We start from the raw sequence: 24,518 nt of genomic DNA, 5'->3' as shown, positions 1-24,518 counted from the left end.
CACGGATCAGGGCAGAAGTAACCGCTGGGATGCCTGCCAGGTTTTGTCAAACGGCTGGGAGCGGTGCGTAATCTTGACCATCAGGGTCGCGCCAAGCCAGAGCTGATATAAAGCTCCCGCCAGCGCCTGAGCGTCCATACCGCGCTGCACCGAACCTTCCTCCTGCCCTTCCGCAATAGTACGGGCAATGCGGTCTATGGCTTTGGCTGTGCCGGTATCCAGAATTCTGCGCATGCGCTCGGACAGGTCAGATACTTCGGCCGCCAGTTTAACAATCAGGCATTTATCGCCTGTTTTCCCGTCCACATGCGTTTCCTGCCAGAAGCGGAGATACGCAAATAACTGATCCGCCGCATTGCCGACATCGGGCGAGAACAGAGTATCCATTTTCTGCAGATAATCATCCATGTAAATCCGCAAAAGCTCTTCACCAAAAGCTTCCTTCGAATCAAAATAATGGTAAAATGATCCTTTAGGAATACTTGCAACTTCCAGTATCTGGGAAATGCCTACAGCAGAAAATCCACGCTCTCCAATAATAGATCGCGCGGCTTCTACAATACGCCTTTTGGCTGCATTATGCTTTTCTACAACACTCATGCGTATTCAATAGAGTATCCACAAAGCCCAGTCAATACAACTAGACCGATTGGTCTATAAAATTCCTTTTTACTCTGCCGTATTCTTTAATACCATTCATGCAACAGACAGCCCCCTCTCTTCAAGTTCCGTATGCCCGTCGCATTGCTGCCCATACGCTTAACTTGCTGTGCAACGAGCGCGGAATCTGTTCCAATTACAGCATGGCCATTGCACAGACATCCACGACATCCCCGATCAGAAAGGTTCTGACCGTCGTTCTGTTCAACCTGCTTGTCTATATTGTTATAGGCATGCCCAATGCAGTCCTGACAATTTTTGTACATACAACACTGGGCTACAGCACAACACTGGCCGGCCTGACCTTTGCCTTGCAATATCTGGCCACCTTTGCCGCCCGCTCCTCCGCCGGGCGTCTGGTAGACAGAATAGGCCCAAAACCCGTGGTTATTGGCGGATTGCTGAGCTGTGTCTGTTCCGGCCTGCTCTTGGGATGGGCTGGCCTGCTGCACAATACTCCGTCCGCCTCCCTTGGTATTGTGCTGATCAGCCGCCTTTTTCTGGGCTGGGCAGAAAGCTGGACAGCAACAGGTGTCATCATATGGAACATCCACCGCGTGGGAGCTGAAAACACGGCACTGGCCATATCGTGGAACGGTATCTGCTCTTACGGGGGCATTGCTCTGGGGGCTCCGGTTGGCGCCGCACTTGCTCTTCTGCCCGCTCCGTATGGGGGACTTGTCTCGGTTGGCGCCCTTTCGGCCGCATTACCGCTGTTCGGGCTTGCCTTTATTGGCTTTTACCACGAAGCCCAGCCCCACCCATCAACTGCAACACCCATTGCCTTCAGCAAGGCGTTACATCTGGTTCTGTGGCATGGTGCGGCCCTTGCCGCAGGCTCTATTGGGTTTGCGGCCATCTCGTCTTTTCTGGCCCTATATTATGCGGCCCATCACTGGAATGGAGCGGCTACGGCACTTGCTGTTTTTGGCATGGTGTTTGTGTGCATCCGGTTTTTCTTTGCAGCACAGATCAAACGGCGCGGGGGTGTGCTTGTCGCCATTGTTTCCCTCCTGGTCGAGGCCATAGGGCTTGTTGTCATCGGTGTTTTTCCGTCCCACACTTGTGCGCTGCTGGGGGCGGCTTTAACGGGAGCAGGTTTTTCGCTCCTGTTCCCCGCACTGGGAGTTCTCGCGGTTAACAAGGCAGGCCCTCAGAACCGCGGTGCCGCGTTAAGCGCTTATTCCATCTTTCTGGATCTGGCCATTGCGTGCTCAGGTTTTACACTTGGGCCGATTATTGAACTTGCTGGCTATCCTGCCATGTTCCTCGCCAGCGCTACCTGCTGCCTGATCGGAGCCACAATCAGCCACCTGTTAGCACGTGCACCAGACCACGTCTGAAGGCTTACACCCAGACATAAAAAAGCCGCCCCGAGAGGCGGCTTCAGACAGCATTTCTGCTAATCTGGTCTTAAACTGCCTTGAGATTGACAGCAGACTTTTTGCCGTTACGGCCAGCTTCGATTTCGTAAGAAATCTGCTGCCCTTCGCTAAGCGAAGCCATACCTGCACGTTCGAGAGCAGTAATGTGAACGAACACGTCCTGCGCACCATCCTCAGGCTGGATAAAACCGAAACCCTTGGTCGAATTAAACCATTTTACGGTGCCTGTTGTCATAACTAGGCTCCTTTTTAACGTCGTGGTCGCGCACAGAACACGTGCGCAATCGTAACTTCTAACAGGACAATGCTGGCACAACGCGCACCAACCCGCCTCATAAGAGCATCCACTTTTTTCTTCTCTCATACCCCTCAGAAAAAGGCAAGGTATAATTTTTATAATGTTCATTTTTTATTTTACGTAATAAATCAAACCCCTCACATTATTGAATTTTTGACGGGATATTCATTTAAAAACTATTCCGATTTATTTTTCACATATCCCGTTTTATAATTTTTTAAATATCGATTGACTTCGCCTTCCGGCTGGATGGAAGCCGCTGTTCACGTTATGGAACGCTCTACTCCATACACAATGCCAAGGCCTGTTTGCATGCCCCACTCTCCCCCACAACAAAACCAGACAACAGGTTCTGATGGCGTTGTCTGGAAAGATTTTCCTCAGGCTGCACATCTTAATCTCGTGACAACTGAAATCGTACGCAACTTCCCGCGTCCCTTGCAGGATGATCAGCGGCGCGTCCATGCGCCTACCCTGTTTGCCGCTCTGGGAAGTGTCTGTGGGTTTGCCAGCCAGACCAGCCTGCTTGCGCTCATAAAATCAGGATTACGGCCAGAGCAGGATATGATGACCCACACACTGGCAGGGGGACGGACCTTCCTGTTTGGCGAACCACTCAACCAGATTCTGATGCAGGGCGACGCCAGTGTACACAACCCCGGCCTCTGGCCCTGCCTGAGCGGCCCCGCGCGACAGAACGGATGCTCTACACAGGACTTGCCGGACCTGAACACCCAGTTCGCAAGCGTTGCCAGCCGACTTGACACAGCGGAAGAAGGTATGCCTGATGTTGATGCCCATTTCCGCCCTCTGATTGCCACGGACACCCTGCGCGAAGCCATGTGGGCTTACGTGGAGCCTATTTTCCAGCAGGATTACCCCGATCAACCCAGCCCATATGGCCCGCTCCCCAAGCCGTTCTGGGGCTCCGCGATGGCTGTTGCCACAGGTATGCTGTTCAATACCATGTTCCGGGTCATGGACGTTCGCATCGCCATGACGATTATCCTGCAATCGGCCATTTTTGGGTCAAAAGTTATCGAAACCTGAACCATCGACCCCAAAATCCAGCCAATACGGTCAACGCACGAGTTGACCGGCCCTGTCCGCCTTACGGGCTTTGCGGCGGGCGAGAAGTTCCTTCACGGCCATCCGCTCATAACGGATTTTCTGACGCACCCAGTTCAGGATACCAGAGGACATCAGCACAATAATACCCACAAATGTCCACATATCCAGAGATTGGTGGAAGACAAGATAACTCAGGGCCACCCCCCACACCATCTGGCTATACTGCGGCAGCGCGACACGGTTGGCGGGTGCTCTGGCTGTCGCCATCATCATCATCAACTGCCCCAAAGCCGCGAGGAACCCATAGCCGAACAGGTAAACCCACGCCGTCAGGGTTGCAGGCCATTGAGCATGCAACCCCATAAGCAGCCCATTGCCAACCAGAGGACCAATCAGACTTGAACCGAACAGGGACAGACGCGTACGCTCCTGATCCGCAAGACGATAGGCAATAACGCTCCCCGCATTGGCGAAAGCTGCGACCAGCGCGCACAGATGCCCCCAGTGCAACTCCCTGAACCCGGGACGCAGGACAATAAGAACCCCGGCAAACCCCAGCACAACCGCCAGCCAGGCCCAGAATGTCACTTTTTCCTTAAGCAGCAGCACCGACAGAATTGTCACAAACAACGGCATAAGAAACATAAGCGAAAAAGCTTCTGGCATGGGAAGCAGCATAAAAGCTTCCACACTTGCTGCCGTAGCGACGAACACACACCCTGCACGCAGTAGCCACATACCCCATTTTTGCGGCCTGACGATATCCAGATAGGACTCACCGGACCTGCGGATAAAGGGGAGAATAAGGAAACCAAAAAGCCCGCCAGAAAAAGCCACTTCAAATGGATCAAGCTGGCCAGCCAGCAATTTGGAAAACGCATCACTTATCGAAAAAGACGCATATGCGCCAAACGCCAGAGCCATGCCGGAAAAAAGAGTCTTGGTGTCCATTGAAGCCGCTATATCTGTGAGGAATATCCTGTATTCAGGACAGTATTTGGCAGCAATAACGGCCAGCCGACACAAAGTAAAATGGTAATTTTTGCGCTGTATTGCTGGTATCAGGTTTTTCAATCAATCCCGCGGCATGCAAAAGGCACACTCAGGCAGACAGCAAATCTCCCCTCTCTGACCGTAAAGAGTATAGAACTCTCAGGGTAGAGGAGCATCTTGTGCATCATCCACAAGATCCTTTGCCATGAACCACCATTTTTCACGCGTTTTTTTATTCTGTTTTGCATGATACATGGCTTTGTCAGCCCGTTTGAGCAAATACTCGGCATCCAGACCATCCTGTGGGTACAAAGCCACGCCCAGAGTCATACCCACTGTTGCTGTCTCATCCACCGTAACAGGGAAGGGCTTTTCAACCGCGGCATGCAGTGTAGTCAACACAACTTCCACCTGCTCAACGGCCTGTGCTGTTGTCAGCCCTTCAAACACCACAACAAACTCATCCCCTCCCAACCGGGCGACGTAATCTGTCTGGCGTAGCCGGGCCTGCAGGCTTTGCCCCAGTTGTTGCAAAAGCCTGTCCCCCGCTTCGTGCCCATATGTATCATTCACCAGTTTAAAACCATCCAGATCGATCAGACCCACAGCAACGCTGGTCGCCTGCCGCTGTGCGCGGGCAAGGGCTTGCGGCAGATATTCCGTAAGCGCCAGACGGTTGGGCAGACCAGTCAGCACATCATGCCGGGCACGGGCTGCCTCCTGTTCCTGCAGACCTTCAATCCGTCGATTAACATCAAGCTTGTCCAATGCATGCCCCAAAAGGCTGGTAACCCGTTTGCACAACGCGATACTCGACTCATCAAACACCTGCGTCTGAGGGGAGACAAAGGTCATAACCGCCCATATCTGCCCATCACGCCGGATAGGAGCAGACAGGACTGCACGCCAGTTATTGGCGTATATAAACTCAAAACAGGGGCTGTCAGCCTGTTCGGCCAGCTCATCGTTACTGTAAACAACGTCTTTTTCCCGCCATGCCCGCGTGACTACAAGAGGCGGAGACAAAGAACAATCTCCATCCAGATTAGTATTGATCTGCTCTATACCTTCTGTTCCCTCCCCGGCATGGGCCAAAACCTCCAGCGGCCCCAACTCGCTTACGCGACCAATCCACACCGCATGGAACAACGTGTCCCGCACCAGATCCTGGCAGGCACGGCTACACATCTCGTTTTCATTCGTCGCCAGCAGCACGGCGTCAGCGGTATTAACCAGCGCATGGTACAGACGCCTTGCCACCTCCCTGCTGGTGACGTCTTCCAACGTCCAGACAGAAACATCATTTTGCAGATCAGATAATTTTACGCCTGAAAAATCGACAATCAGCATCTGACCATCAGAACGGGCAAGACGTACCCCGGTTACCCGTACCGTACGATTTTGTGCAATCTGCTCATAACTCTCGGTTATACGATTGAACTCGCTTTTCTCTGCATAGATAATTTCGGTTGGTTTACCAACAAGAGCATCAGACTCCAAGCCAAGCATATAGGTGGTATACGAGTTGTTCATCTGAACAACCCTGTTTTTTACAAGTAAAATTCCAACAAGTGAATTATCCAGAAAAGCAGTTCTTAACTGCTGACTGTAAATTCTGTCCAACCCCATGGAAATATTAATACAGACTTCCTTGAGCAAAATCTGAAGCTGGTCATCAAAAATATCCACTTTTTCATGATAAACGCTAAAAACAGCCCAGACTTTTCCATCCCTGTAAATCGGCAATGCGGTATTGGAGCGTAGCCCCATCCTGAGCGCACGCTCTTTCCATGGTGCAAGAGTAGCATTATTTGAAAAAGACACATTGAAAAGAGGAAGGCCCGTACGCCAGACGCGTCCAATAGTGCCCTTCCCTTCCGGCAGGTCCGCGCGCGCAGAGATCGCAATATTATTCAGATATGCCCGCGCACCGCTCATTGCCAGCATCTGAAACCACTGCGCCTCATCCGGTCGGGTGATCAGGGCAATTTTAAAATGGGTATAGCGTATGGCCATGTCGCAGATTTCCTGCAAAAGACCTGCTTCATCATTTGCCTGACTGGCACATTGGCTGGCCTGCGCCATAAACGTGTTGAAATCGGTCAGCCTGCGCAAATGCACCATCTGCTCACGATCACGCCGACGGATTAAAAACTCGCTGAAAAGCAGCAGCAGGGCAAGCAGCAGAACCTCTGCGCTCCAGCGCGCGGGGGCCTGCTGGCTGTAGGTGTGCCACACGCGTGAGGAAGACACCAGTGTTTGCACCACAAACGGATAACCCGGCACGGGAGCCAGTACGACCATTTCCTGCCGGGCAGATAACGGGGAGTGGACCTGCCCCTGCATATGCAGCAACTGCGTCAGGGATTGCCCGCTTCGGGTGTCGATAACTGTAAAATCCCAGTTCCGATAATCTGGCGGCAGCTCCTGCTCATCCAGAAATCTGCTGATCCGGTAAGGAGACCCTAAAAAATACCCTGCATTCCCATTGTCTTTCTCACGCACCCGCATGGACAGCACAACGGTCCCCAGAGTTTCCGAGTAATGCACAGGCCCCAAAAAATGATAAGGCATTTTGGGAACGGGTGAAAAATCCCGCAAAGGTTCATCCCGAGTTTTTTTCTGATCCGAGGTGGACCATTGTATGCTCTCACCATCAGCCCCCAACACGCTGAACGTCGAATACGCCGGGCGTGAAAGCAGATAATGCCGGAGCGACATCTCAACCTGGGGAGATAACGGGGGATCAATCCTGTTATCCGAACCGCGCAACGCTGCCAGAGCCATATCCAGTTCGGTAAAGCGGGTATCCAGCCGCTCCATAATCAGGTTGGCATAAGCCTGACTATCCCGACGCGCAGCCTCGTTAATCTTGGCAACGACGTGCTGATACTCGTCAAACTCGACTGCTGTACCGCAGATTGCCACAACCAGAACCGGAAGACCGTAACCCACCACCGCACTTGCCGGTTTTTTTATGGCGTTAAAAGCCTGATAAACAACAGCAAAGAAGGATGAAAATGGACTCACGCGCATAACCGTATGCTGGATTTTATAACAGGTTCATAACCAATATATACGATGACCTATCGGACATTCTATATTTTTTAAGTAATGAATGAAAATATTTTAAAGATTTTTTACAAGAGCCAATGCCCCCCACCAAATCCGTAAAAGGTCAAACCAAATATAGATTAACCATGCTGGTTGCCCGCATGTGTTGCTTTAAGCCTCCGCAAAATCCAGATATGTTCAAACCCCGGCTCTTTTCCTTTTATACCTCCAGGCACAGTCTGGCAGTCAATGCTCGCAATATTATAAACCTGCCCATAATACTGTTCCACATCATGCGCCATAACGGCGTAAGGCGGGCCGGACAGACGTGACTGATCATATTCAACACAAATCAAAAACTGTTCTGCTGAACAGGAAATCTCCATCACATGTCGCGTATAGCGTATACGCATCTCTTCCGGCAAAGCCACCAGAGCCGCCCGGTCATAAACGGCATCAACCGGACCAAGCAGGGCATGTGTCAGCACAAAAAAATCTGCTACGAAAATTTTTATATGAGGCCCTTCAAACACCACAATTTCTGGAGACGGGAAAAATACAACGGGCTCAATGCCCAATTCAGCAAAAAGCTGCTCAACCGCCAAACGGCTCAGTTCCACACCAACAACACTGTACCCTTCTGCCATGAGCCAGTGGATATCAAGCGTTTTTCCACACAATGGCACAAAAACCCTACTCCCCGGAGCCAGACCAAGGATGGAAAAATACGCCACAAGAGCTTGATGTGGGCATGGGGTATGAAACCCGATCTCGTTTTGACGCCATTTTGCAAGCCAGAACTCTGCGTTCATGAACAACCATGCCCCCGCCAGAACAAATCATCACTCACCGTGTATGAGGTGCCAGCAGAATGACGACTGCACCTAGTAAACACAGACCCGCACCAAGAAAATCCCATCGATCTGGTTGCATACCTTCTGCAAACCACATCCACAAAACCGCAACCAGAATATAGATACCCCCATACGCAGCATAGGCGCGCCCCGCCACGGATGTATCGACCAAAGTCAAAAGATACGCGAACAAAAGCAGACAACAACAACCCGGCACAAGCCAGACAGGCGCTTTTCCCAGACGCAGCCACATCCAGAATGCAAAACACCCTCCGATTTCGGCTATTGCGGCAGCCAGAAAAATCAAGCCTGTCTTCATGCCCTACTTGTCACAAGCACATCTCTGATCCCCCACGCACCACACACAATAAAACCAGACGATGGATCGTTCTGCATACCACGCTTGGGGGTAGAAACCTGACATTAAAATTCGGCCATTTAAAACCGAATCAAACAATCCTGTCCCCCATGTTTTGTGACGAAAAACCACTCTCCCCGCCACAAACAAGCTTGGGAAGTTTCCCTTTAACGCATTGTAAAATTATCTTTTTTTACCAAATGTTAACAAATATGTGTCCCGCCTATCGTTATAACGCCAATGTGATAATGGTGATACAAAAATCACGATAAACTTGAGGAAAAGGTTTTTTACGGCAACGCAATCTCAGAAAATCCTGAAACAGTTTTTAACGCACGCAATAAAAATAGAAACATCATCCATGTCATCACAAGGGAATATATGTGGCATGTGTTTGTATATTTTGAACGTTCTCTTTGAAACCAATTTCAAAACACCTATCCTGTACTCTATCTATCTCATTTTGTCTTGCATCTTAATCCAGTTATTGAAAAATGAACTTTCACTCTTTCTGGCCTACAGAAAAATTTATTTGACTTCCCCTTTTCCCGTATATTCAAAATTCAAAAGATGCTCCATAACCAATCATGCCTTCCCCATGTCTGCTCTTTTATCTGGCATGAGTGTCATGGGGTCGACATCCCTCTGGTTTAGCCTTCTGCCTAAAGATTGAGTCCATGCCAGACCCTGCAAACCCGCTCACACTCTCAAACCATGTCGATAAATTTTACGCGGCCATACTTGAGCAGGCGACTGATGGTGTCGTCATCATTGATGATCAGAACAGAATTGTTTTTTTCAATGCCGCAGCAGAGCATTTGTGGGGATACCCGGCCTCCGCGGTTTTGGGGAACCATGTTGATCAGCTGGTTCCAATGGAACACCGCAAGCACCATGATAACTATATCGAGCATCATCGCCTGACGGGTCTTCACCGCATTGTCAACACATCGCGCGAGGTTACGTTTGTGCGGAGCAACGGAGATTATGTTGCTGCGGAACTCTCGCTGTCCACGGCCCTGATCGGAGCAGATCACAAACGCTATTATATGGCTTTTATCAAAGGCGTAACCGAAGAGGTCCACCGCCGTAAGCTCCTGGAACTGCAAAGCCAGGTTTTTGCCGCTCTGGCAGACTACACAACCATCCAGGATGTCGCGGATATGCTGTGTGGCAAGGTGGAGCAGCTTGTTCCCAACAGCATAGCCACACTCCTGCATATTACCCCACAGGGTGGGCTTTCCATCCTTTCAGGGAAAAGTCTGCCCAACAGCAAGATCAGCAAGCTGGACAATCTGATTCTGACTGCTTCTGATATTCAGGATCTGCGCACAAACCCGCACCACGCCTGCGCCCTGATCTGGACCCCAAAACAGGGGCAGAACCAGCACAGCGACCTGCATGACTGCTGGGCATCCGCCATATGCAACGCAGCGGGTGAACTGATCGGTATTTTTGCGCTTTTTTCGCGCAACAAGGAAAAAATTACCGACTGGCCACAAAAAATTGTCACAGGTTGCATACCATCCTGCGCATCTATTATTGGACATGAAAAAACACTTGATAGAATCAATAATTCCAACAATATTGATCCTCTCACCGGGCTTCTGAACAGAACAGCCCTGGCCACCCGCCTGAGGCAGATGCTAGCACAGCCCGAACAGGCTCCCTTTGCCATTCTGATGCTTGACGTTGATCTTTTGCAAGATGTCAACAACGTCATGGGGTACAATAGCGGTGACATCCTGCTCCAGACCATTGCCCGCCGCATTGCCGCCTTCTGTCGGGGTCACAATCTGGTTGCCCGGTTGGGTGGAGATGATTTTGTCGTTGTCATGCCAGATGCGGATCGCAACAAGGCCTGCAAACTGGCCCATGAACTGAATTGCATATCCCGCGAACCCATAGAGGTGAAAGGCCGCGATCTGGTTGCCTCCCTGAGCATAGGAATCAGCCTTTACCCTGATGATGGCACGGAAATAGAGGAAATACTCGGCGCGTCAGAAACTGCCATGCGACAGACCAAAAAACAGGCGCGGGGAGGGTTCCGGTTTTTTGGCAAAGGTGGCAACAGCAATGTGCGCGAACGCCTTATCATTGGCTCCGCTCTGCGCGATGCGTTGCAAAAAACACAGCTCCATCTGGTCTATCAGCCCCAGATCTGCGCATTAACGGGCACCCTGTGCGGGGTTGAGGCACTCAGTCGCTGGCAGCACCCCACACTTGGTTTTATTCCACCCTCCACCTTTATCCCCATCGCCGAGGAAACCGGGCAGATCGAAGCTATAGGTCTGTGGTCACTGGATAAATCCTGCCAGCAGGTCATAGAATGGGAGCGGAACGATGTTTATGTTCCCATTGTCAGTGTGAATATGTCTGCCGTTCATTTTTGCAGCATGGACCTGCCAGACCAGATCCTGTCCGTATTGCAGAAGTACAATCTGGCTCCCCAGCGCCTGACCATAGAAATTACCGAAAGTGTGGCCATGCGGCAGGACCCCGAAACAGCCGCCAACCTGACAGCCATCCGCGACATTGGCGTTGGCCTGTCCATGGATGATTTTGGCACGGGGTTTTCTTCCCTGTCACGGCTTGCCCAGCTTCCCCTGACAGAAATCAAGATCGACCGCAGTTTTATTGAAAATTTTGAAGACGACATCAGTTCTCTTGTCGTCGCAGAAGCAGCAATCAACATTGGCAAACGTCTTGGTATCAAGGTTGTTACCGAAGGTGTCGAGCACGAAGCGCAGGAGACCAAATTGCAGCAACTGGGTTGTGATATCCTGCAAGGCTATTTTTACAGCAGGCCTCTACCCGCCAATGACATGCCACTCTGGCTGGACGCATTCCCCGCCAGACGGGCCGCCTCTCCTCTGGCCTGAGCCAGCCTGTCCTCTGCTCCCATCTCGCCCTGCCGGTGGCAAAACCGGCTATCCCAGCGTACCCTCATGCACCCTGATGGTATGACACTTGCCAGACACCAAACGTTCAGACACTTTGCCAGCCATGATCAGTCCTTCGGCCACTCCCATACCCCAAAACGCACAGCCGGTATTATGTGAGGCCGAATTGGTGGCTGTTCTGGTCAGCATCAGCAACAATACGCCGCATATTCTGACGCTGGAACATGGCTGCTCCTTTCCGTCCGGCCCACTTATGGTGGAGCATCGCTCCTTGCAAAAAGGGATGCGCAACTGGGTAGAACACCAGACCGGCCTCAAGCTGGGTCATACAGAACAGCTTTATACCTTTGCCGACCCGTTGCATGGGCACGGCCACCAGAGGGTGCAGATTTCCTATATGGCGTTCATCCGCCAGAACTGCGACCACAGTCTGGCCGAACGTTCCATTTACGACTACTTTCCGTGGGAAGACCGGCGGGATACGACATCCTGCCCATTGCTGCACACCATTGCCACGCGCCTCAAACAGTGGGCGGCGGATAACACGCAGCGCTGGCAAAGATGTACCACTGTTTTTGGCCTTGAGAACCACATATGGAACGATGAACTCAGCCTCCAGCGTTATGAACTGCTCTGGGAGGCCGGACTTGTGCCCGAATCCTCATGGCAGAATGGCGCGCACCTGCCGGGCCTGAGCATGCACCGCGACTACCGGCGTATTCTGGCCACAGCACTCTCACGCATGCGGGCAAAAATCCGCTACACCCCGGCAGTGTTCGACCTTCTGCCCCGGCAGTTTACCCTTTTACAGCTCCAACAGGCCATGGAGGCTCTGGCGGGGTGCGCCATGCACAAACAGAACTTCCGGCGGCTTGTACAACAGCAGAAACTGGTCAGCCGCACCGCGGAATACGATTCTTCCCCGCAGGGCCGACCAGCACAACTATATCAATTCGCACCCGAAACAGCCGAACACTGCTATCTGGCAGGGGCCAAACTTCCTTTACCTGCCATCTCCTGAAAAAGTGTTTGGTTCGACCCTTGCAATTTCTGAATGCTATATATACTCAATAAGAGCATATATAGCACGGGAAACGGAACACAACCATGTCTGCCTCTCTCATGCCCAGCAGGGATGAATTATACTACCCTGTTGCCCACATTATGCTGCGGGACCAATGGGAAGCCAATTACGCGGCGGATATTGAAGCCATCCTACGCCTGAAACAGGAAAAAAACGCCGTCATTCTGGCCCATAATTACCAAACACCGGAAATCTTCCATTGCGTGGCAGATATCCGGGGTGACAGTCTGGCTCTGGCGCGTGCGGCACAAACGGTGGATGCCTCTACCATGGTGATGGCAGGCGTGCATTTTATGGCCGAAACCGCAAAACTGCTGAACCCGGAAAAAACAGTTCTTATCCCAGATGCCACGGCAGGGTGCTCTCTGGCCGAAGGCATTACCGCAGACAATGTGAGAACGCTCAAAAAGCGCTACCCCGGTGTGCCCGTTGTAACCTATGTCAACAGCACAGCCGATGTAAAAGCGGAAAGCGATGTCTGCTGCACATCGGGCAATGCACGCCGCATTGTGGAAAGTCTGGGCGTTCCCCGCGTGATTATGATCCCCGACGAGTTTCTGGCCCGCAACATCGAAGCCGAAACCGGCATAGAAATGCTGACATGGCCAGCCCATTGCGAGGTGCATGAACGCTTTACCCCGCAGGAAATCCGCCAGTACCGTCGCCTGCACCCCGGTGTGAGCGTCATCGCCCACCCCGAATGCCCACCCGACGTGGTTGCAGAGGCCGACCATGCGGGGTCCACTGCACAGATGATCAGCTTTATTGACCAGACAAAACCGCAAAAAGTCCTGCTGGTTACAGAATGTTCCATGAGCGACAACCTTGCGGCACTCTACCCGCAAACCCAGTTTGTCCGTCCATGCAACCTGTGCCCACACATGAAGCGGATTACCCTGTCCAATATCCGTCAGGCGCTGGAAACCATGCAGACGGAAGTGACCATCCCTGAACACCTGCAACACCCCGCCCGTATGGCGGTTGAGCGGATGCTGGCAATTTAAGCCCCCAGACCGGAGCCTGACATGACCTCAAACCTGCATCTTCCCACGCTTTTATGGGAACCCATCGTGCGCACCGCATTAATGGAAGATCTGGGAATTGGGGGGGATGTCACCACACAGGCGCTGGCCCAGCCGGGGCAGCAGTTGCATGCCATCTTCCGCAGCCGCCAGAATGGTGTTCTGTGCGGACTGGAAGGAGCCCGGCAGGCTTTTGCCATACTGGACCCGAGCGTGCGCTTCAGCCAGATCAAACAAGATGGCAGCCAGATTGCACAAGGTGACGTCCTTGCCACCGTGGAAGGTAACGCGACTACCCTGCTGGCAGGGGAGCGCACGGCATTGAACCTGCTGTCACACCTGAGCGGTATCGCCACGCATACGCACCATATTGTGCAGGCCGTGGCAGACACCAAAGCCCGTGTCGCCTGCACCCGCAAAACCCTGCCGGGGTTAAGGAGCCTGCAAAAATATGCGGTGCGCGCCGGGGGCGGGAGCAGCCACAGGCTCCGGCTGGATGATGCCATTCTGATCAAGGACAACCATATTGCCCTGTGCGGTGGCAACATACAAAAAGCCCTGCTTTCTGCCCGTACATACGCAGGACACCTGATGAAGGTGGAACTGGAAGTCGATACTCTCGAACAGCTTGAGGAAGCCCTGTCCGGCCCGGGGGCGGACGTCTATCTGCTGGATAACATGTCCGTACCCCAGCTTGAACAGGCCGTACGCATGATTAACGGGCGCGCACTGGCCGAGGCCTCTGGCGGTATCACGCTCAAGACGGCCCACGCCATTGCCCGGACCGGGGTGGATGTGCTCTCGCTCGGCTGGCTGACCCACAGTGTGCACGCACTCGATATTGGTCTGGATATTGTGCAGAGCTAGGCACCGGCTCCCGCCCTTTCGGCGTCCATAAAACCCGTAAATCCACGTTTTGCAGGCAGGAACACACCACAGGAACCCAGACAGCGGGCTTTCCGCTTGAGATACGAGTGCCATCCTCCTAATATGCGGTACGTAGAAGCACTGGTATTTTGCCAGCCCGCCATGCAATGCTCAAAGGTGCCTGTTAATGGAGTGGTCCGAAGAAATAATCGCCCAGCTTAAGGACCTCTGGGCGGAAGGTCTTTCAACGGCGGAAATCGGCAGGCGTCTTTCCATTACCAAAAACGCAGTGGTCGGCAAGGCGCACAGGCTGGGCCTGCCGCCACGCCCCTCCCCCATCCGGCGGAACGGAAGCAAACCCAAAGCTGCGGCCGACAAAGCCGAGCAGCCCACGCTTACCCCTCCCGCATCGGAAGCTCCTGCCAGCCGCGTTGCTGCTCCCGCTCCATCTGCGGCACCAGCAGCGCAACAGGTTACCACAACCGCGCCAACACCAGTTGCAGAACCACCCCCGCCCCCTACTACGGCAACTGATGCAGGTATGGCGGATGATAAAACTGCCAGAAAAGAAAAAACCGCGCCTGCCGCGCGCCCCAGCACCAAACCCAAAACACTGCTGCGCAGCATTTCGGACCCCGAACCGCAAAAGCGCCGCGGCCCATCCTGCTGCTGGCCTATTGGCGACCCCGGCACACCAGGCTTTCATTTTTGTGGCGCAACGCCCATTCCGGGCAAACCCTATTGCGAGGAACACGCCCAAATTGCCTATGTGCGTCTGCGTGACCGCCGCGACACTGTGGCCTGATCAGCCACACCCAACCATCATGCCTGATGGCGGCGCAGACGCCACCATCAGGCTAACAGGCAGATAATCAGCCTTCAATCGCCTTAACCGGCTCAGCCTCGCTATCAGCCGTTTTGGTTGTGCCACTGCCTTCGGCCAGCATTTCCAGTTGCCCGGTAATCTGACCACCGTCTTCCACTTTCAGGCGATGGCAGGCAGCCTTACCCAGCAGGCGGCCACTGCCACGTACGGTCAAGCTACCACGTGCGGTCAGGGAACCATCAACCGTACCGGCGATTTCCGCATTTTCCACTTCCACACCACCACGGAACAGGCCACCTGGCATAACAACCAGTTCCTTGGCCGTGATCATGCTGGATTCAACCGTCCCTTCAACCACCAGACGCTCTGCATCCTGCACTGTACCCTGTACGCTAATGCCACGCCCGACAACCAGAGTACGCTGCTCCGGCCCTTCCTTTTTAGGCTGGATCTGCGTAGGCAGGCCACGGGCGACAGCCACTCCGGGCATAGGCGGAATGCCAGCACCTGCGGGAAGAGAAGAACCGGACGGAAAAGGTGCACGACCCATAGGTGAAGTTTCCTTTGAAATATCAGAATGCAATACGGGAGCCTCAGGCGCGGAACTCCCCTGAGCAGCCGCATTGGACGGAAGAACAGTGCCAGATACCTCTGCCGGACGCGCAGAACCCTGCTGCACGGTAGAGGGTGCCTGTGTGTTTGGCTGACTATCTTCAGGCTTACGTCTTTTGAACAAGAAAATCCCCCGCCTTTCTGGCCACCTGCGTTCAGGCAGCAGTCCACGTTAACAAGCCGCTCCAAAACCAGTCCGGCTTCCTTCAGACCATTTTCATGCCCGGAGCCGTCGGTAAGCAGCGCATGTTGCTTAAGCCTTACTGTTGCCCTTTTTGTGGCAGCGCGCTAGCCAAACAACCACACAGATCATTTTTTCAGGAAAAAATTTTATCGCCATGACCGGTCAGGACACACAATACGACATTCTCGGTATTGGAAATGCCATTACCGATATTCTCGCCCGCACGGATGCAGCCTTCCTGCAAAGTCAGGGACTCACCCCTGGCAGCATGACACTGATTGACGTGAACCGGGCCAACGCACTGGAGGCCTCTCTGGCTCCCGAGCAGATCATGGGTGGTGGTTCCGCAGCCAATACCTGCGTTGTTGCGGCACAGTTTGGCGCGCGTGTTGCCTACCTAGGCAAGGTCTCGCGCGATGATGCAGGGCTCAAGTTCACGCAGGACCTGCGCGATAACGGGGTGCAGTTCCCATCCGCTCCGCTGAATACGCAGGTATTTGACAACCTGCCCACAGCACGGTGCGTGGTCATGATCACACCCGATGGGCAACGCACCATGGCAACCTATCTGGGAGCCTGTACCTGCTTTAGCCCCGAAGACGTGCTGCCGGACATGATCGCCACATCCAGCATTATCTATCTGGAAGGTTATCTGTTCGATCCTCCGCATGCGCAGGAGGCATTCCGCCGGGCCGCAGCTCTGGCCCACAAGAATGGCCGTCAGGTTGCTCTTTCCCTCTCCGACCCGTTCTGCGTTGGCCGCCACCGGGCTGCATTCCTGGATCTGGTCAAGAACCATGTCGATATCCTGTTCGCCAATGAAGACGAAATCTGTGCCTTGTACGAAACAGAAAACTTTGACACCGCCGCCCGCCGCACCGCGCAGGACACAACCTTTGCGGCCCTGACGCGCTCAGGCCTTGGCAGCGTTATTGTGCATGATGGCCAGATGACACCCGTAGCCCCGGTTCCAACACAGGTTGTGGATACAACAGGGGCGGGTGATGCCTATGCCGCAGGCTTTCTGGCAGGGCTGACATCCGGCCGCACTCTGCCCGAATGTGGACGCCTTGCCTCTGTTGCTGCGTCAGAAATCATCTCGCACTACGGTGCACGCCCGCTTTCCAACCTGTGGGAAGAAATGGGTTTCTAAAACAGGCACCCCGTCCGGCGGGCGCGCGTTACTCCGTCAGGAGGCCGCGTTTTCGCCGGGCACGCTGATCACCCGCCCACCCTTGACCTGCAGCGCTACCCGCCCTTCACACAGGGCCTGCGCGACATCCCCGAATACTCTGCCTCGCCAACCCGACAGCAATGTAGGGGCCTGTGCCGGATCCAGCGCCAAAGCCTCCAGCTCATCCATGGAGGCAACCAAGCGTGGCGCCACATCGTGCTCCTCGCAACAGGCGGTCAGGAGCACCTTGAGCAAAGCCACCAGAGATGCAGGTGCTTTTGCGTTATCCTTTCCCTTACCCCGTGCGGGACGTGGCAGTTCCGACTCCGGCAAGGCCTGCGCCTGCCTAACCGCCTCCAGCAGCGCCATGCCCGTACGGCCTTCGGCCAGCCCACGAGATACTCCGCGCACGCGGGCAAGCGCATCTATCGTACCCGGTGTTGTTGCCGCGATTTCCAGCAGGCTTTCATCCTTCAGCAAACGCTGACGGGGCACATTCACGCGCTGGGCCTCACGCTCGCGCAGGGCGGCAACCGCACGCAGCACACCCAGCATCCGGCGGTTGCCTGTGCGCGCCTTAAGCCGTTCCCACTGCTTTTCCGGATCAGGGCGGAATGTTGCCGGGTCTTCCAGCTCTGCCATTTCGGCGGCAACCCAGCTTACCCGCTTGTCCTGCTCAAGCTTACGCACCAGTTTTTCATAAACCAGTCGCAGCCATGTCACATCACCTGCAGCGTAATTCAGCTGGGCTTCGGAAAGCGGCCGGGCTGACCAGTCCGTAAAGCGGTGGCTTTTATCAATCATATGGCCAGTCAGGGAGCCAACCAGACTGTCATACCCGACCTGATCCCCAAAGCCCGCCACCATGGCAGCAACCTGCGTATCAAACACAGGTGTTGGCAGAGCATCGAACTCATGCAGGAAAATTTCCAGATCCTGCCTCGCGGCATGAAACACTTTCAGCACCGAGGCATTAGCCATCAGTTCTGCCAGAGGGGTCAGGTCAATCCCTTCCGCCTGCGCATCAATCAGCACAACATCCTGCGCGCTGCCCACCTGCACCAGACACAGTTCCGGCCAGTACGTGCGCTCACGCATGAACTCCGTATCAACCGTTACAAAACGTTCGGCATGAAACGGTTTAAGAGCGTCCGCCAGATCCTGGGTAGAGGACACAAGCTGGGGCTGAGGAAAGACGGGAGTGGGTAATTTGGCCATGTTTCTTCCATACACTAGCCAACTAGAAAGAGACAGCCAGAACCCATATGCCCCATACGAAACTTGACGAACGCGCTGACAAGCCGGACACCCAAGAAAACCATAGCTGCATGGAGAAAACGATGAACACAGCAGATGATGGACGCCACGCACTGACCCAGCTTGGCCGCCAGATTGCTCCCCCCAACAGCCCGGAAGAGGCCGTGCTGGAGCGTGTGCCAGCCCCCAACCCGGACAAACGCTATATGGTGCGTTTTACCGCGCCCGAATTTACGTCCCTTTGCCCCATTACCGGCCAGCCGGATTTTGCCCATATCGTGCTTGATTATGTACCAGACCAGTGGATTGTGGAAAGCAAGTCCCTCAAGCTGTTCCTGACCAGTTTTCGCAATCACGGCGCTTTTCACGAAGCCTGCTCCGTGCAGATCGCAAGCACTCTGGTTGACCTGCTCAACCCGATCTGGTTGCGCATTGGTGCCTACTGGTACCCGCGCGGTGGGATTCCCATTGATGTTTTCTGGCAGACAGGGGAGGCTCCCGCAGGTGTGTGGATTCCCGCGCAGGATGTTCCGTCCTACAGAGGTCGCGGCTGAATCCGGACACAAAAAAAGCCACCCAGACGGTGGCTTTTTTTTAAATCTGACTGAACAGAAATTCTAGCTGGCGCTGCCTGCTTCAATTTCAGCCCGTACTGCCTGAATCTGATCCTGCAGCACAACAAGACGGGACATATCGGTCTTATCGGCCTTGTCCCATGCTTCAGACAGGGCTTCCAGCTGTGCTGTGGCCATATCAATGGAAATGTCGCTAACCGGCACAGCCTTGTCGGCCAGAACCGTGCAACGTGCGGGAGTGATGTCGGCAAAACCGCCCGCCACAAAATAGCGATCGGTCACCTTGTCCCCTTCGTAAAGGGCAACAACGCCCCCGCGCAGAAGAAGCATCATGGGCGAATGTTCCGGCATGGCGGCAATATCACCCTCCATGCCCGGAAGAACGGCCATATCTACCTCACGCGACACCAGAACCTTTTCAGGGCTGATTATCTCAATCTGGATTGGCATGACTGGTGCTCCCTCCAGAAGCCGGCTGTTAGGCCGACTCCCTCAGTTTTTCTGCCTTGGCAACAGCTTCTTCGATCGTCCCGACCATGTAGAAGGCCGCTTCTGGCAGATCGTCATATTCACCAGCACAGATCGCCTTGAAGGAACGAACCGTATCGGTCACGGATACCAGCTTGCCAGGAGCACCGGTAAACACTTCCGCCACATGGAACGGCTGGGACAGGAAGCGCTGGATACGGCGTGCACGCGCCACGATCAGCTTATCGTCTTCAGACAGTTCATCCATACCCAGAATAGCAATGATATCCTGCAAGGATTTATAGGTCTGGAGAATACGCTGCACTTCGCCTGCCACTGCGTAATGTTCTTCACCCACAATCTGCGGGTCCAGAGCACGGGACGTGGAGTCCAGCGGATCCACAGCCGGGTAAATCCCCATTTCCGCGATGGAACGGTTCAGAACGGTGGTGGCATCCAGGTGGGCAAAAGTTGCAGCCGGAGCAGGGTCGGTCAAGTCATCGGCAGGGACATACACGGCCTGAACGGACGTGATGGAGCCTTTTTTGGTGGACGTAATACGTTCCTGCAGGGCACCCATTTCCGTTGCCAATGTCGGCTGGTAGCCCACGGCAGACGGAATACGGCCCAGCAGTGCGGACACTTCCGAACCAGCCTGCGTAAAGCGGAAGATGTTATCCACGAAGAACAGCACGTCCTGATTTTCTTCATCACGGAAATATTCCGCCATGGTCAGACCAGTCAGCGCCACGCGGGCACGGGCACCTGGCGGTTCGTTCATCTGACCAAACACCAGCGCCACTTTGGAGCCTTCGGTAGAACCGTTTTCACCCAGCTTGATCACGCCTGCGTCCTGCATTTCGTAATACAGGTCGTTCCCTTCACGGGTACGTTCACCAACACCGGCAAATACGGACACACCACCGTGCGCCTTTGCGATGTTGTTGATCAGTTCCTGAATAATAACGGTCTTGCCAACACCGGCACCGCCGAACAGGCCGATCTTGCCACCCTTGAGGTAGGGGCAGAGCAGGTCAACAACCTTGATGCCGGTCATCAGGATTTCGGATGCAGCAGCCTGCTCGTCAAAAGCAGGGGCATCGCGGTGGATGGGGGCGCGGCGTGCGGTCTGGACGGGACCCTGTTCGTCAATCGGTTCACCGATCACGTTCAGGATACGGCCAAGGGTTTCAGGACCGACAGGCACGGAAATCTGTGCACCGGTGTCAACCACTTCCGTACCACGGACCAGACCATCGGTCGTGTCCATGGCGATGCAGCGCACTTCGTGTTCGCCGATTTCCTGGGCCACTTCGAGCACCAGAACCTGATCGCCCAGCTTGACATGCAGCGCGTTCAGAATTTTGGGCAGTTCACCTTCGAACTGCACGTCAACAACCGGCCCTTTAATGGTGGTAATGCGGCCAACAGCATTGGTCTTCGTGGCCGCAGGGGCCTGGGTCTGGGTTGTGGTATCCGACATGGGTCAGCTCCTGCGGGGCATACGATCGGGCTCAGACAGCCTGTGCGCCCGAAATGATTTCGATCAGCTCGTTAGTAATATTGGTCTGGCGGGTCCGGTTATAGACCTGTGTCAGACTATCGATAGTGCGGCCTGCATTGCGCGTGGCGTTATCCATGGCCGTCATACGGGCACCGTTTTCGCCCGCAACCGTTTCCAGCAGCGACGCATAAATCTGGACCTGCAGATTGCGCGGCAGCAGCATGGCCAGCAGCGTTGCCTCATCAGGTTCAAACTCATACTGGGCCACATCGTTGGAGGCTTCCAGCGTACCGCCTGCCTCTTCCACGACCATGGGAACCAGTTGCTGGCATGTCGGCACCTGTGTCATCGCATTGCGAAACTTGTTGAACACAAGTGTGCAGACATCAATCTCGCCTGCTTCAAGCAGGGCATTGATCTTGTCACCCAGGTCACTGGCGACGGAAAAGGGAATTTCCTTCGCACTTGTCCCGATCACATGATCAACGATCAGATCTGCGTAGTCGCGCATGAAAAAGTTCAGCGCGCGACGACCAACCGGAAGCAGGCGCACCGTCTTGCCTTCGGACTGAAGGCGACGGATGCTCTGCACCGTAAGGCGATGCACGTTGGCGTTAAAGCCACCGCACAGGCCACGGTCACTGGTCATGGGCACAAGGAGATGAACCTTGTCCTGCCCGGTACCGGCCAGAAGAAGAGGCGCTCCGTCCTCCCCCTTGGTTGCACCGGCCAACTCACCCAGCATACGGCGCATGGCTGCCGCATAAGGACGAGCAGCTTCTGCGCTGGCTTGCGCCCGCCGCAGCTTGGCCGCTGCCACCATCTTCATGGCGCTCGTGATCTTCCGTGTCGATTTGATACTTCCGATCCGGGCGCGTAGTTCCTTAAGGGAAGCCATGAGTGCTTCTGCTCCCTCAGCCGGCGAAGTTGCGGTTGAAGGCGGTCAGATATTCAGTCAGCCGCGCTTCCAGGTCCTTGGAAATGGCCTGTTCCTTGCTCAGCGTATCCAGAATGTCCTTGCCCGCGCTCCGCACATCGCTCAGCACAGCGCGTTCCCAGGCCACAACCTTGCTGGCTGCAATGCCGTCAAGGAAGCCACGGGTCCCGGCAAACAGCAGAACAACCTGTTCTTCAACCGAAAGCGGCGAAGCCTGCGGCTGCTTCAACAGTTCCACCAGACGGGCACCACGGGCAAGCATCTTCTGCGTTGCGGGGTCCAGATCGGATGCGAACTGGGAGAAAGCTGCCATTTCGCGGTACTGGGCGAGCTCAAGCTTGATCTTGCCTGCGACCTGCTTCATGGCCTTGATCTGCGCTGCGGACCCAACGCGGGAGACAGAACCGCCCACGTTAACGGCGGGGCGGATACCCCTGTAGAACAGATCGGTCTCAAGGAAGATCTGGCCATCCGTAATGGAGATCACGTTGGTCGGGATGTAAGCCGCAACGTCCCCGGCCTGCGTTTCAATAACGGGCAGAGCTGTCAGAGAGCCCGCGCCATTGGCGTCGGACATCTTGGCAGCCCGTTCCAGCAGACGGGAATGCAGGTAGAACACGTCACCCGGATAAGCTTCACGGCCCGGCGGACGACGCAGCAGCAGGGACATCTGGCGATAAGCCACAGCCTGTTTGGTCAGATCGTCATAGCAGATCAGGGCGTGCATGCCGTTGTCGCGGAAGTATTCACCCATGGCGCACGCGGCGTAGGGGGCGAGATACTGCAGCGGAGCCGGGTCGGATGCGGTCGCGGCCACGACGATGGAGTACTTCATCGCGCCTTTTTCTTCCAGCAGACGCACAAGCTGTGCAACTGTGGAGCGCTTCTGACCAATAGCAACGTAGATGCAGTAGAGGGACTTCTTGTCGTCGCCCTGCTCATTCACGCCCTTCTGGGCCAGAATGGTGTCGGTCAGGATGGTGGTTTTACCAGTCTGACGGTCACCAATCACCAGTTCACGCTGGCCACGGCCAATCGGCACCAGAGCGTCAATCGCCTTGATCCCGGTCTGCATGGGTTCGCTCACGGACTGGCGTGGCATAATGCCGGGCGCCTTGACTTCCGCACGACGCAGTTCAACGTCAACCAGCGGGCCCTTGTCGTCGATCGGGTTACCCAGACCGTCCACAACGCGGCCCAGCAGGCCTTTACCAACCGGCACACTGACAACCATACCCGAACGGGTGACACTGTCCCCTTCACGGATGTTGGTGTCGTCACCGAAAATAACGATACCGACGTTGTCGCTTTCCAGGTTCAGGGCCATGCCCTTCTGGCCAGCGGACGGAAAGTCCACCAGTTCACCCGACATGACATTCTGCAGGCCAAATACGCGGGCAATACCATCCCCAACGGACAGGACTGTGCCGGTTTCGACCACATCAGATTCCTTATCGAACGAGGCAATCTGCTGCTTGAGGATATCCGAAATCTCTGCGGGACGGATTTCCATCACGCGGCTCCCTTCATGGCGTAATGCAAACGAAACAGGCGGGTTTTGAGGCTGGCATCATACAGCTTTGCCCCCACGCGGACGACAAGACCGCCGAGCAGGGCGCTGTCAACACGCTCGCGAATATTGATGCGGGAATAACCGGCTTCGGCCAGACGGACCTGAAGCTGGGCCCGCTGTTCAGCCGTAAGCGGCACAGCACTGCTGACCTCGGCCACGACCTCGCCACGGCGGGCCACGGCCAGCGCATCCAGCGATGCAAGAATGCGCCGCAGGACCGGCAGACGGCGGTTATCAGCCACGACGCCCACAAAATTACGAAGAATCTGACCGAATCCCTGAGCCTCAAGCACAGCCAGAACGGCCTTGCGAGACACCAGAATATCCAGGCGCCTGTCTTCCAGAACAGTGCGCAGGGGCGCACTCTCATCAATCAGGCGCGCAAGTGCGCCACCTTCATCAAGCACGGTGTCCAGCTGCTGCTGTTCGGCAGCCAGATCATAAAGCGCAATCGCGTAACGGCCTTCAAGACCGTTGGCCGCAAAAGCTACTGCTTGTGCTGTCGTTACGCCCGAGGCCACCACTCTTTGGTTCTTTCCTTCTGTGCGCGCCGGCATTCCACACTGACAACGATGCAACCCGGACCATCAGGCGATGAATCCAAGTTTTGCTGCACCTGTTGGCGCGGCCTCTAGCATGACCACAACAGGCACGCAACTAGCTGAACAACCCTATTTTATTCAACCCGCTTCTGGCGGCATATTCTGGCTAACCAGAATGCCCCGCAAAAAGCTCTCAGACACGTGCGCAAGACACCAAAGGGCAGCAAAAAGCCGCACCCGGAACGACCTGTGCATGCCGCACAAAAACCACTACGCTCACGCAACGGTGAGACTGAATGACTTCGATTTTCAGGGGA

General features: G+C 54.7%; 22 protein-coding genes. 9 read left to right on the top strand and 13 right to left on the bottom strand.

Annotated elements, in window-relative coordinates; all coding sequences use genetic code 11:
• Positions 1-6: 6 nt before the first annotated feature.
• A complete protein-coding gene (locus AB2L51_RS06780; protein WP_395581828.1) occupies positions 7-600 on the bottom strand; it encodes a TetR/AcrR family transcriptional regulator in 594 nt (197 codons plus the stop codon).
• A 203-nt stretch (positions 601-803) separates the two neighbouring features.
• Here AB2L51_RS06780 and AB2L51_RS06775 point away from each other — a divergent pair, with 203 nt between their 5' ends.
• Positions 804-2,003, top strand: a complete 1,200-nt coding sequence (locus AB2L51_RS06775) for an MFS transporter (protein WP_395581891.1) — start codon at positions 804-806, stop codon at positions 2,001-2,003.
• Positions 2,004-2,073: 70 nt separating this feature from the next.
• Here AB2L51_RS06775 and AB2L51_RS06770 read toward each other — a convergent pair whose 3' ends face one another.
• The gene (locus AB2L51_RS06770) at positions 2,074-2,280 is read right to left on the bottom strand and encodes a cold-shock protein (protein ID WP_166114071.1); all 207 of its coding nucleotides are present in this window, start codon (positions 2,278-2,280) and stop codon (positions 2,074-2,076) included.
• A 375-nt stretch (positions 2,281-2,655) separates the two neighbouring features.
• Here AB2L51_RS06770 and AB2L51_RS06765 point away from each other — a divergent pair, with 375 nt between their 5' ends.
• Positions 2,656-3,393, top strand: coding sequence for a hypothetical protein (locus tag AB2L51_RS06765; protein ID WP_395581827.1), 738 nt, complete (start codon positions 2,656-2,658; stop codon positions 3,391-3,393).
• A 30-nt stretch (positions 3,394-3,423) separates the two neighbouring features.
• Here the strand turns inward: AB2L51_RS06765 and AB2L51_RS06760 are convergent, their stop codons facing one another.
• From AB2L51_RS06760 to AB2L51_RS06745, 4 genes are all read right to left on the bottom strand, one after another.
• Complete coding sequence (locus tag AB2L51_RS06760) at positions 3,424-4,365, bottom strand: DMT family transporter (RefSeq protein WP_395581826.1); 942 nt, start codon at positions 4,363-4,365, stop codon at positions 3,424-3,426.
• Positions 4,366-4,566: 201 nt separating this feature from the next.
• Positions 4,567-7,443, bottom strand: coding sequence for a sensor domain-containing diguanylate cyclase (locus tag AB2L51_RS06755; protein ID WP_400921237.1), 2,877 nt, complete (start codon positions 7,441-7,443; stop codon positions 4,567-4,569).
• Between the two features lie 158 nt (positions 7,444-7,601).
• On the bottom strand, positions 7,602-8,273 hold the full coding sequence (gene tmpT, locus AB2L51_RS06750) for a thiopurine S-methyltransferase (RefSeq protein ID WP_395581824.1): 672 nt from the start codon (positions 8,271-8,273) through the stop codon (positions 7,602-7,604).
• Positions 8,274-8,307: 34 nt separating this feature from the next.
• Complete coding sequence (locus AB2L51_RS06745; protein ID WP_395581823.1) at positions 8,308-8,634, bottom strand: YnfA family protein; 327 nt, start codon at positions 8,632-8,634, stop codon at positions 8,308-8,310.
• Positions 8,635-9,350: 716 nt separating this feature from the next.
• Between AB2L51_RS06745 and AB2L51_RS06740 the strand changes: the two genes are divergently transcribed.
• The 5 genes from AB2L51_RS06740 to AB2L51_RS06720 all read left to right on the top strand — a co-directional run bounded on the left by AB2L51_RS06740 (position 9,351) and on the right by AB2L51_RS06720 (position 15,354).
• The gene (locus AB2L51_RS06740; protein WP_395581822.1) at positions 9,351-11,555 is read left to right on the top strand and encodes an EAL domain-containing protein; all 2,205 of its coding nucleotides are present in this window, start codon (positions 9,351-9,353) and stop codon (positions 11,553-11,555) included.
• 124 nt (positions 11,556-11,679) lie between these two features.
• The gene (locus AB2L51_RS06735) at positions 11,680-12,597 is read left to right on the top strand and encodes an NUDIX hydrolase (RefSeq protein ID WP_395581890.1); all 918 of its coding nucleotides are present in this window, start codon (positions 11,680-11,682) and stop codon (positions 12,595-12,597) included.
• Between the two features lie 86 nt (positions 12,598-12,683).
• Positions 12,684-13,664: a quinolinate synthase NadA gene (gene nadA / locus AB2L51_RS06730; protein ID WP_395581821.1), complete on the top strand. Its 981-nt coding sequence runs from the start codon at positions 12,684-12,686 to the stop codon at positions 13,662-13,664.
• Between the two features lie 21 nt (positions 13,665-13,685).
• Complete coding sequence (gene nadC / locus AB2L51_RS06725) at positions 13,686-14,549, top strand: carboxylating nicotinate-nucleotide diphosphorylase (protein WP_395581820.1); 864 nt, start codon at positions 13,686-13,688, stop codon at positions 14,547-14,549.
• Positions 14,550-14,736: 187 nt separating this feature from the next.
• The gene (locus tag AB2L51_RS06720) at positions 14,737-15,354 is read left to right on the top strand and encodes a GcrA family cell cycle regulator (RefSeq protein ID WP_395581819.1); all 618 of its coding nucleotides are present in this window, start codon (positions 14,737-14,739) and stop codon (positions 15,352-15,354) included.
• A gap of 67 nt (positions 15,355-15,421) precedes the next feature.
• Here the strand turns inward: AB2L51_RS06720 and AB2L51_RS06715 are convergent, their stop codons facing one another.
• Positions 15,422-16,111, bottom strand: coding sequence for a bactofilin family protein (locus AB2L51_RS06715; protein ID WP_395581818.1), 690 nt, complete (start codon positions 16,109-16,111; stop codon positions 15,422-15,424).
• A 214-nt stretch (positions 16,112-16,325) separates the two neighbouring features.
• On the opposite strand from AB2L51_RS06715, the gene AB2L51_RS06710 reads away from it, so the two are divergent.
• On the top strand, positions 16,326-17,324 hold the full coding sequence (locus tag AB2L51_RS06710; RefSeq protein WP_395581817.1) for an adenosine kinase: 999 nt from the start codon (positions 16,326-16,328) through the stop codon (positions 17,322-17,324).
• 36 nt (positions 17,325-17,360) lie between these two features.
• Here the strand turns inward: AB2L51_RS06710 and rnd are convergent, their stop codons facing one another.
• Positions 17,361-18,563 carry a ribonuclease D gene (gene rnd / locus AB2L51_RS06705; protein WP_395581816.1) on the bottom strand — a complete coding sequence of 401 codons (1,203 nt, stop codon included), beginning with the start codon at positions 18,561-18,563 and terminating at the stop codon, positions 17,361-17,363.
• A gap of 122 nt (positions 18,564-18,685) precedes the next feature.
• Between rnd and queF the strand changes: the two genes are divergently transcribed.
• The gene (queF, locus tag AB2L51_RS06700; protein WP_395581815.1) at positions 18,686-19,156 is read left to right on the top strand and encodes a preQ(1) synthase; all 471 of its coding nucleotides are present in this window, start codon (positions 18,686-18,688) and stop codon (positions 19,154-19,156) included.
• Positions 19,157-19,219: 63 nt separating this feature from the next.
• Here queF and atpC read toward each other — a convergent pair whose 3' ends face one another.
• From atpC to atpH, 5 genes are read right to left on the bottom strand one after another with little or no spacing between them, the layout of a single operon-like run.
• Positions 19,220-19,627 carry an ATP synthase F1 subunit epsilon gene (atpC, locus tag AB2L51_RS06695; RefSeq protein ID WP_395581814.1) on the bottom strand — a complete coding sequence of 136 codons (408 nt, stop codon included), beginning with the start codon at positions 19,625-19,627 and terminating at the stop codon, positions 19,220-19,222.
• Positions 19,628-19,655: 28 nt separating this feature from the next.
• Positions 19,656-21,128 (bottom strand): F0F1 ATP synthase subunit beta, encoded by a 1,473-nt coding sequence (gene atpD, locus AB2L51_RS06690; protein ID WP_166114028.1) that lies wholly within the window; start codon positions 21,126-21,128, stop codon positions 19,656-19,658.
• A gap of 31 nt (positions 21,129-21,159) precedes the next feature.
• Entirely contained in the window at positions 21,160-22,047 is an 888-nt protein-coding gene (locus tag AB2L51_RS06685) for a F0F1 ATP synthase subunit gamma (protein WP_395581813.1), read from the bottom strand.
• Between the two features lie 16 nt (positions 22,048-22,063).
• Positions 22,064-23,599: a F0F1 ATP synthase subunit alpha gene (gene atpA, locus AB2L51_RS06680; protein ID WP_395581812.1), complete on the bottom strand. Its 1,536-nt coding sequence runs from the start codon at positions 23,597-23,599 to the stop codon at positions 22,064-22,066.
• Positions 23,599-24,216, bottom strand: a complete 618-nt coding sequence (gene atpH / locus AB2L51_RS06675) for an ATP synthase F1 subunit delta (RefSeq protein ID WP_179290170.1) — start codon at positions 24,214-24,216, stop codon at positions 23,599-23,601. Before atpH ends, atpA begins: the two co-directional genes overlap by 1 nt.
• Between the last annotated feature and the right edge of the window lie 302 nt (positions 24,217-24,518).

Origin of the sequence: Acetobacter fabarum, assembly GCF_040702925.2 — a bacterium.
GTDB lineage: Bacteria > Pseudomonadota > Alphaproteobacteria > Acetobacterales > Acetobacteraceae > Acetobacter > Acetobacter fabarum_B.
The sequence above is the reverse complement of the archived record's forward strand: the minus strand, read 5'-3'. Positions and strand labels throughout refer to the sequence as shown.

Excerpts from the sequence above, each read along its gene's own strand:
- AB2L51_RS06780 (WP_395581828.1), bottom strand. The coding sequence starts at position 600 with ATGAGTGTTGTAGAAAAGCATAATGCAGCCAAAAGGCGTATTGTAGAA.
- AB2L51_RS06775 (WP_395581891.1), top strand. The coding sequence starts at position 804 with ATGGCCATTGCACAGACATCCACGACATCCCCGATCAGAAAGGTTCTG.
- AB2L51_RS06770 (WP_166114071.1), bottom strand. The coding sequence starts at position 2,280 with ATGACAACAGGCACCGTAAAATGGTTTAATTCGACCAAGGGTTTCGGT.
- AB2L51_RS06765 (WP_395581827.1), top strand. The coding sequence starts at position 2,656 with ATGCCCCACTCTCCCCCACAACAAAACCAGACAACAGGTTCTGATGGC.
- AB2L51_RS06760 (WP_395581826.1), bottom strand. The coding sequence starts at position 4,365 with ATGGACACCAAGACTCTTTTTTCCGGCATGGCTCTGGCGTTTGGCGCA.
- AB2L51_RS06755 (WP_400921237.1), bottom strand. The coding sequence starts at position 7,443 with ATGCGCGTGAGTCCATTTTCATCCTTCTTTGCTGTTGTTTATCAGGCT.
- tmpT (WP_395581824.1), bottom strand. The coding sequence starts at position 8,273 with ATGAACGCAGAGTTCTGGCTTGCAAAATGGCGTCAAAACGAGATCGGG.
- AB2L51_RS06745 (WP_395581823.1), bottom strand. The coding sequence starts at position 8,634 with ATGAAGACAGGCTTGATTTTTCTGGCTGCCGCAATAGCCGAAATCGGA.
- AB2L51_RS06740 (WP_395581822.1), top strand. The coding sequence starts at position 9,351 with ATGCCAGACCCTGCAAACCCGCTCACACTCTCAAACCATGTCGATAAA.
- AB2L51_RS06735 (WP_395581890.1), top strand. The coding sequence starts at position 11,680 with ATGATCAGTCCTTCGGCCACTCCCATACCCCAAAACGCACAGCCGGTA.
- nadA (WP_395581821.1), top strand. The coding sequence starts at position 12,684 with ATGTCTGCCTCTCTCATGCCCAGCAGGGATGAATTATACTACCCTGTT.
- nadC (WP_395581820.1), top strand. The coding sequence starts at position 13,686 with ATGACCTCAAACCTGCATCTTCCCACGCTTTTATGGGAACCCATCGTG.
- AB2L51_RS06720 (WP_395581819.1), top strand. The coding sequence starts at position 14,737 with ATGGAGTGGTCCGAAGAAATAATCGCCCAGCTTAAGGACCTCTGGGCG.
- AB2L51_RS06710 (WP_395581817.1), top strand. The coding sequence starts at position 16,326 with ATGACCGGTCAGGACACACAATACGACATTCTCGGTATTGGAAATGCC.
- rnd (WP_395581816.1), bottom strand. The coding sequence starts at position 18,563 with ATGGCCAAATTACCCACTCCCGTCTTTCCTCAGCCCCAGCTTGTGTCC.
- queF (WP_395581815.1), top strand. The coding sequence starts at position 18,686 with ATGAACACAGCAGATGATGGACGCCACGCACTGACCCAGCTTGGCCGC.
- atpC (WP_395581814.1), bottom strand. The coding sequence starts at position 19,627 with ATGCCAATCCAGATTGAGATAATCAGCCCTGAAAAGGTTCTGGTGTCG.
- atpD (WP_166114028.1), bottom strand. The coding sequence starts at position 21,128 with ATGTCGGATACCACAACCCAGACCCAGGCCCCTGCGGCCACGAAGACC.
- AB2L51_RS06685 (WP_395581813.1), bottom strand. The coding sequence starts at position 22,047 with ATGGCTTCCCTTAAGGAACTACGCGCCCGGATCGGAAGTATCAAATCG.
- atpA (WP_395581812.1), bottom strand. The coding sequence starts at position 23,599 with ATGGAAATCCGTCCCGCAGAGATTTCGGATATCCTCAAGCAGCAGATT.
- atpH (WP_179290170.1), bottom strand. The coding sequence starts at position 24,216 with ATGCCGGCGCGCACAGAAGGAAAGAACCAAAGAGTGGTGGCCTCGGGC.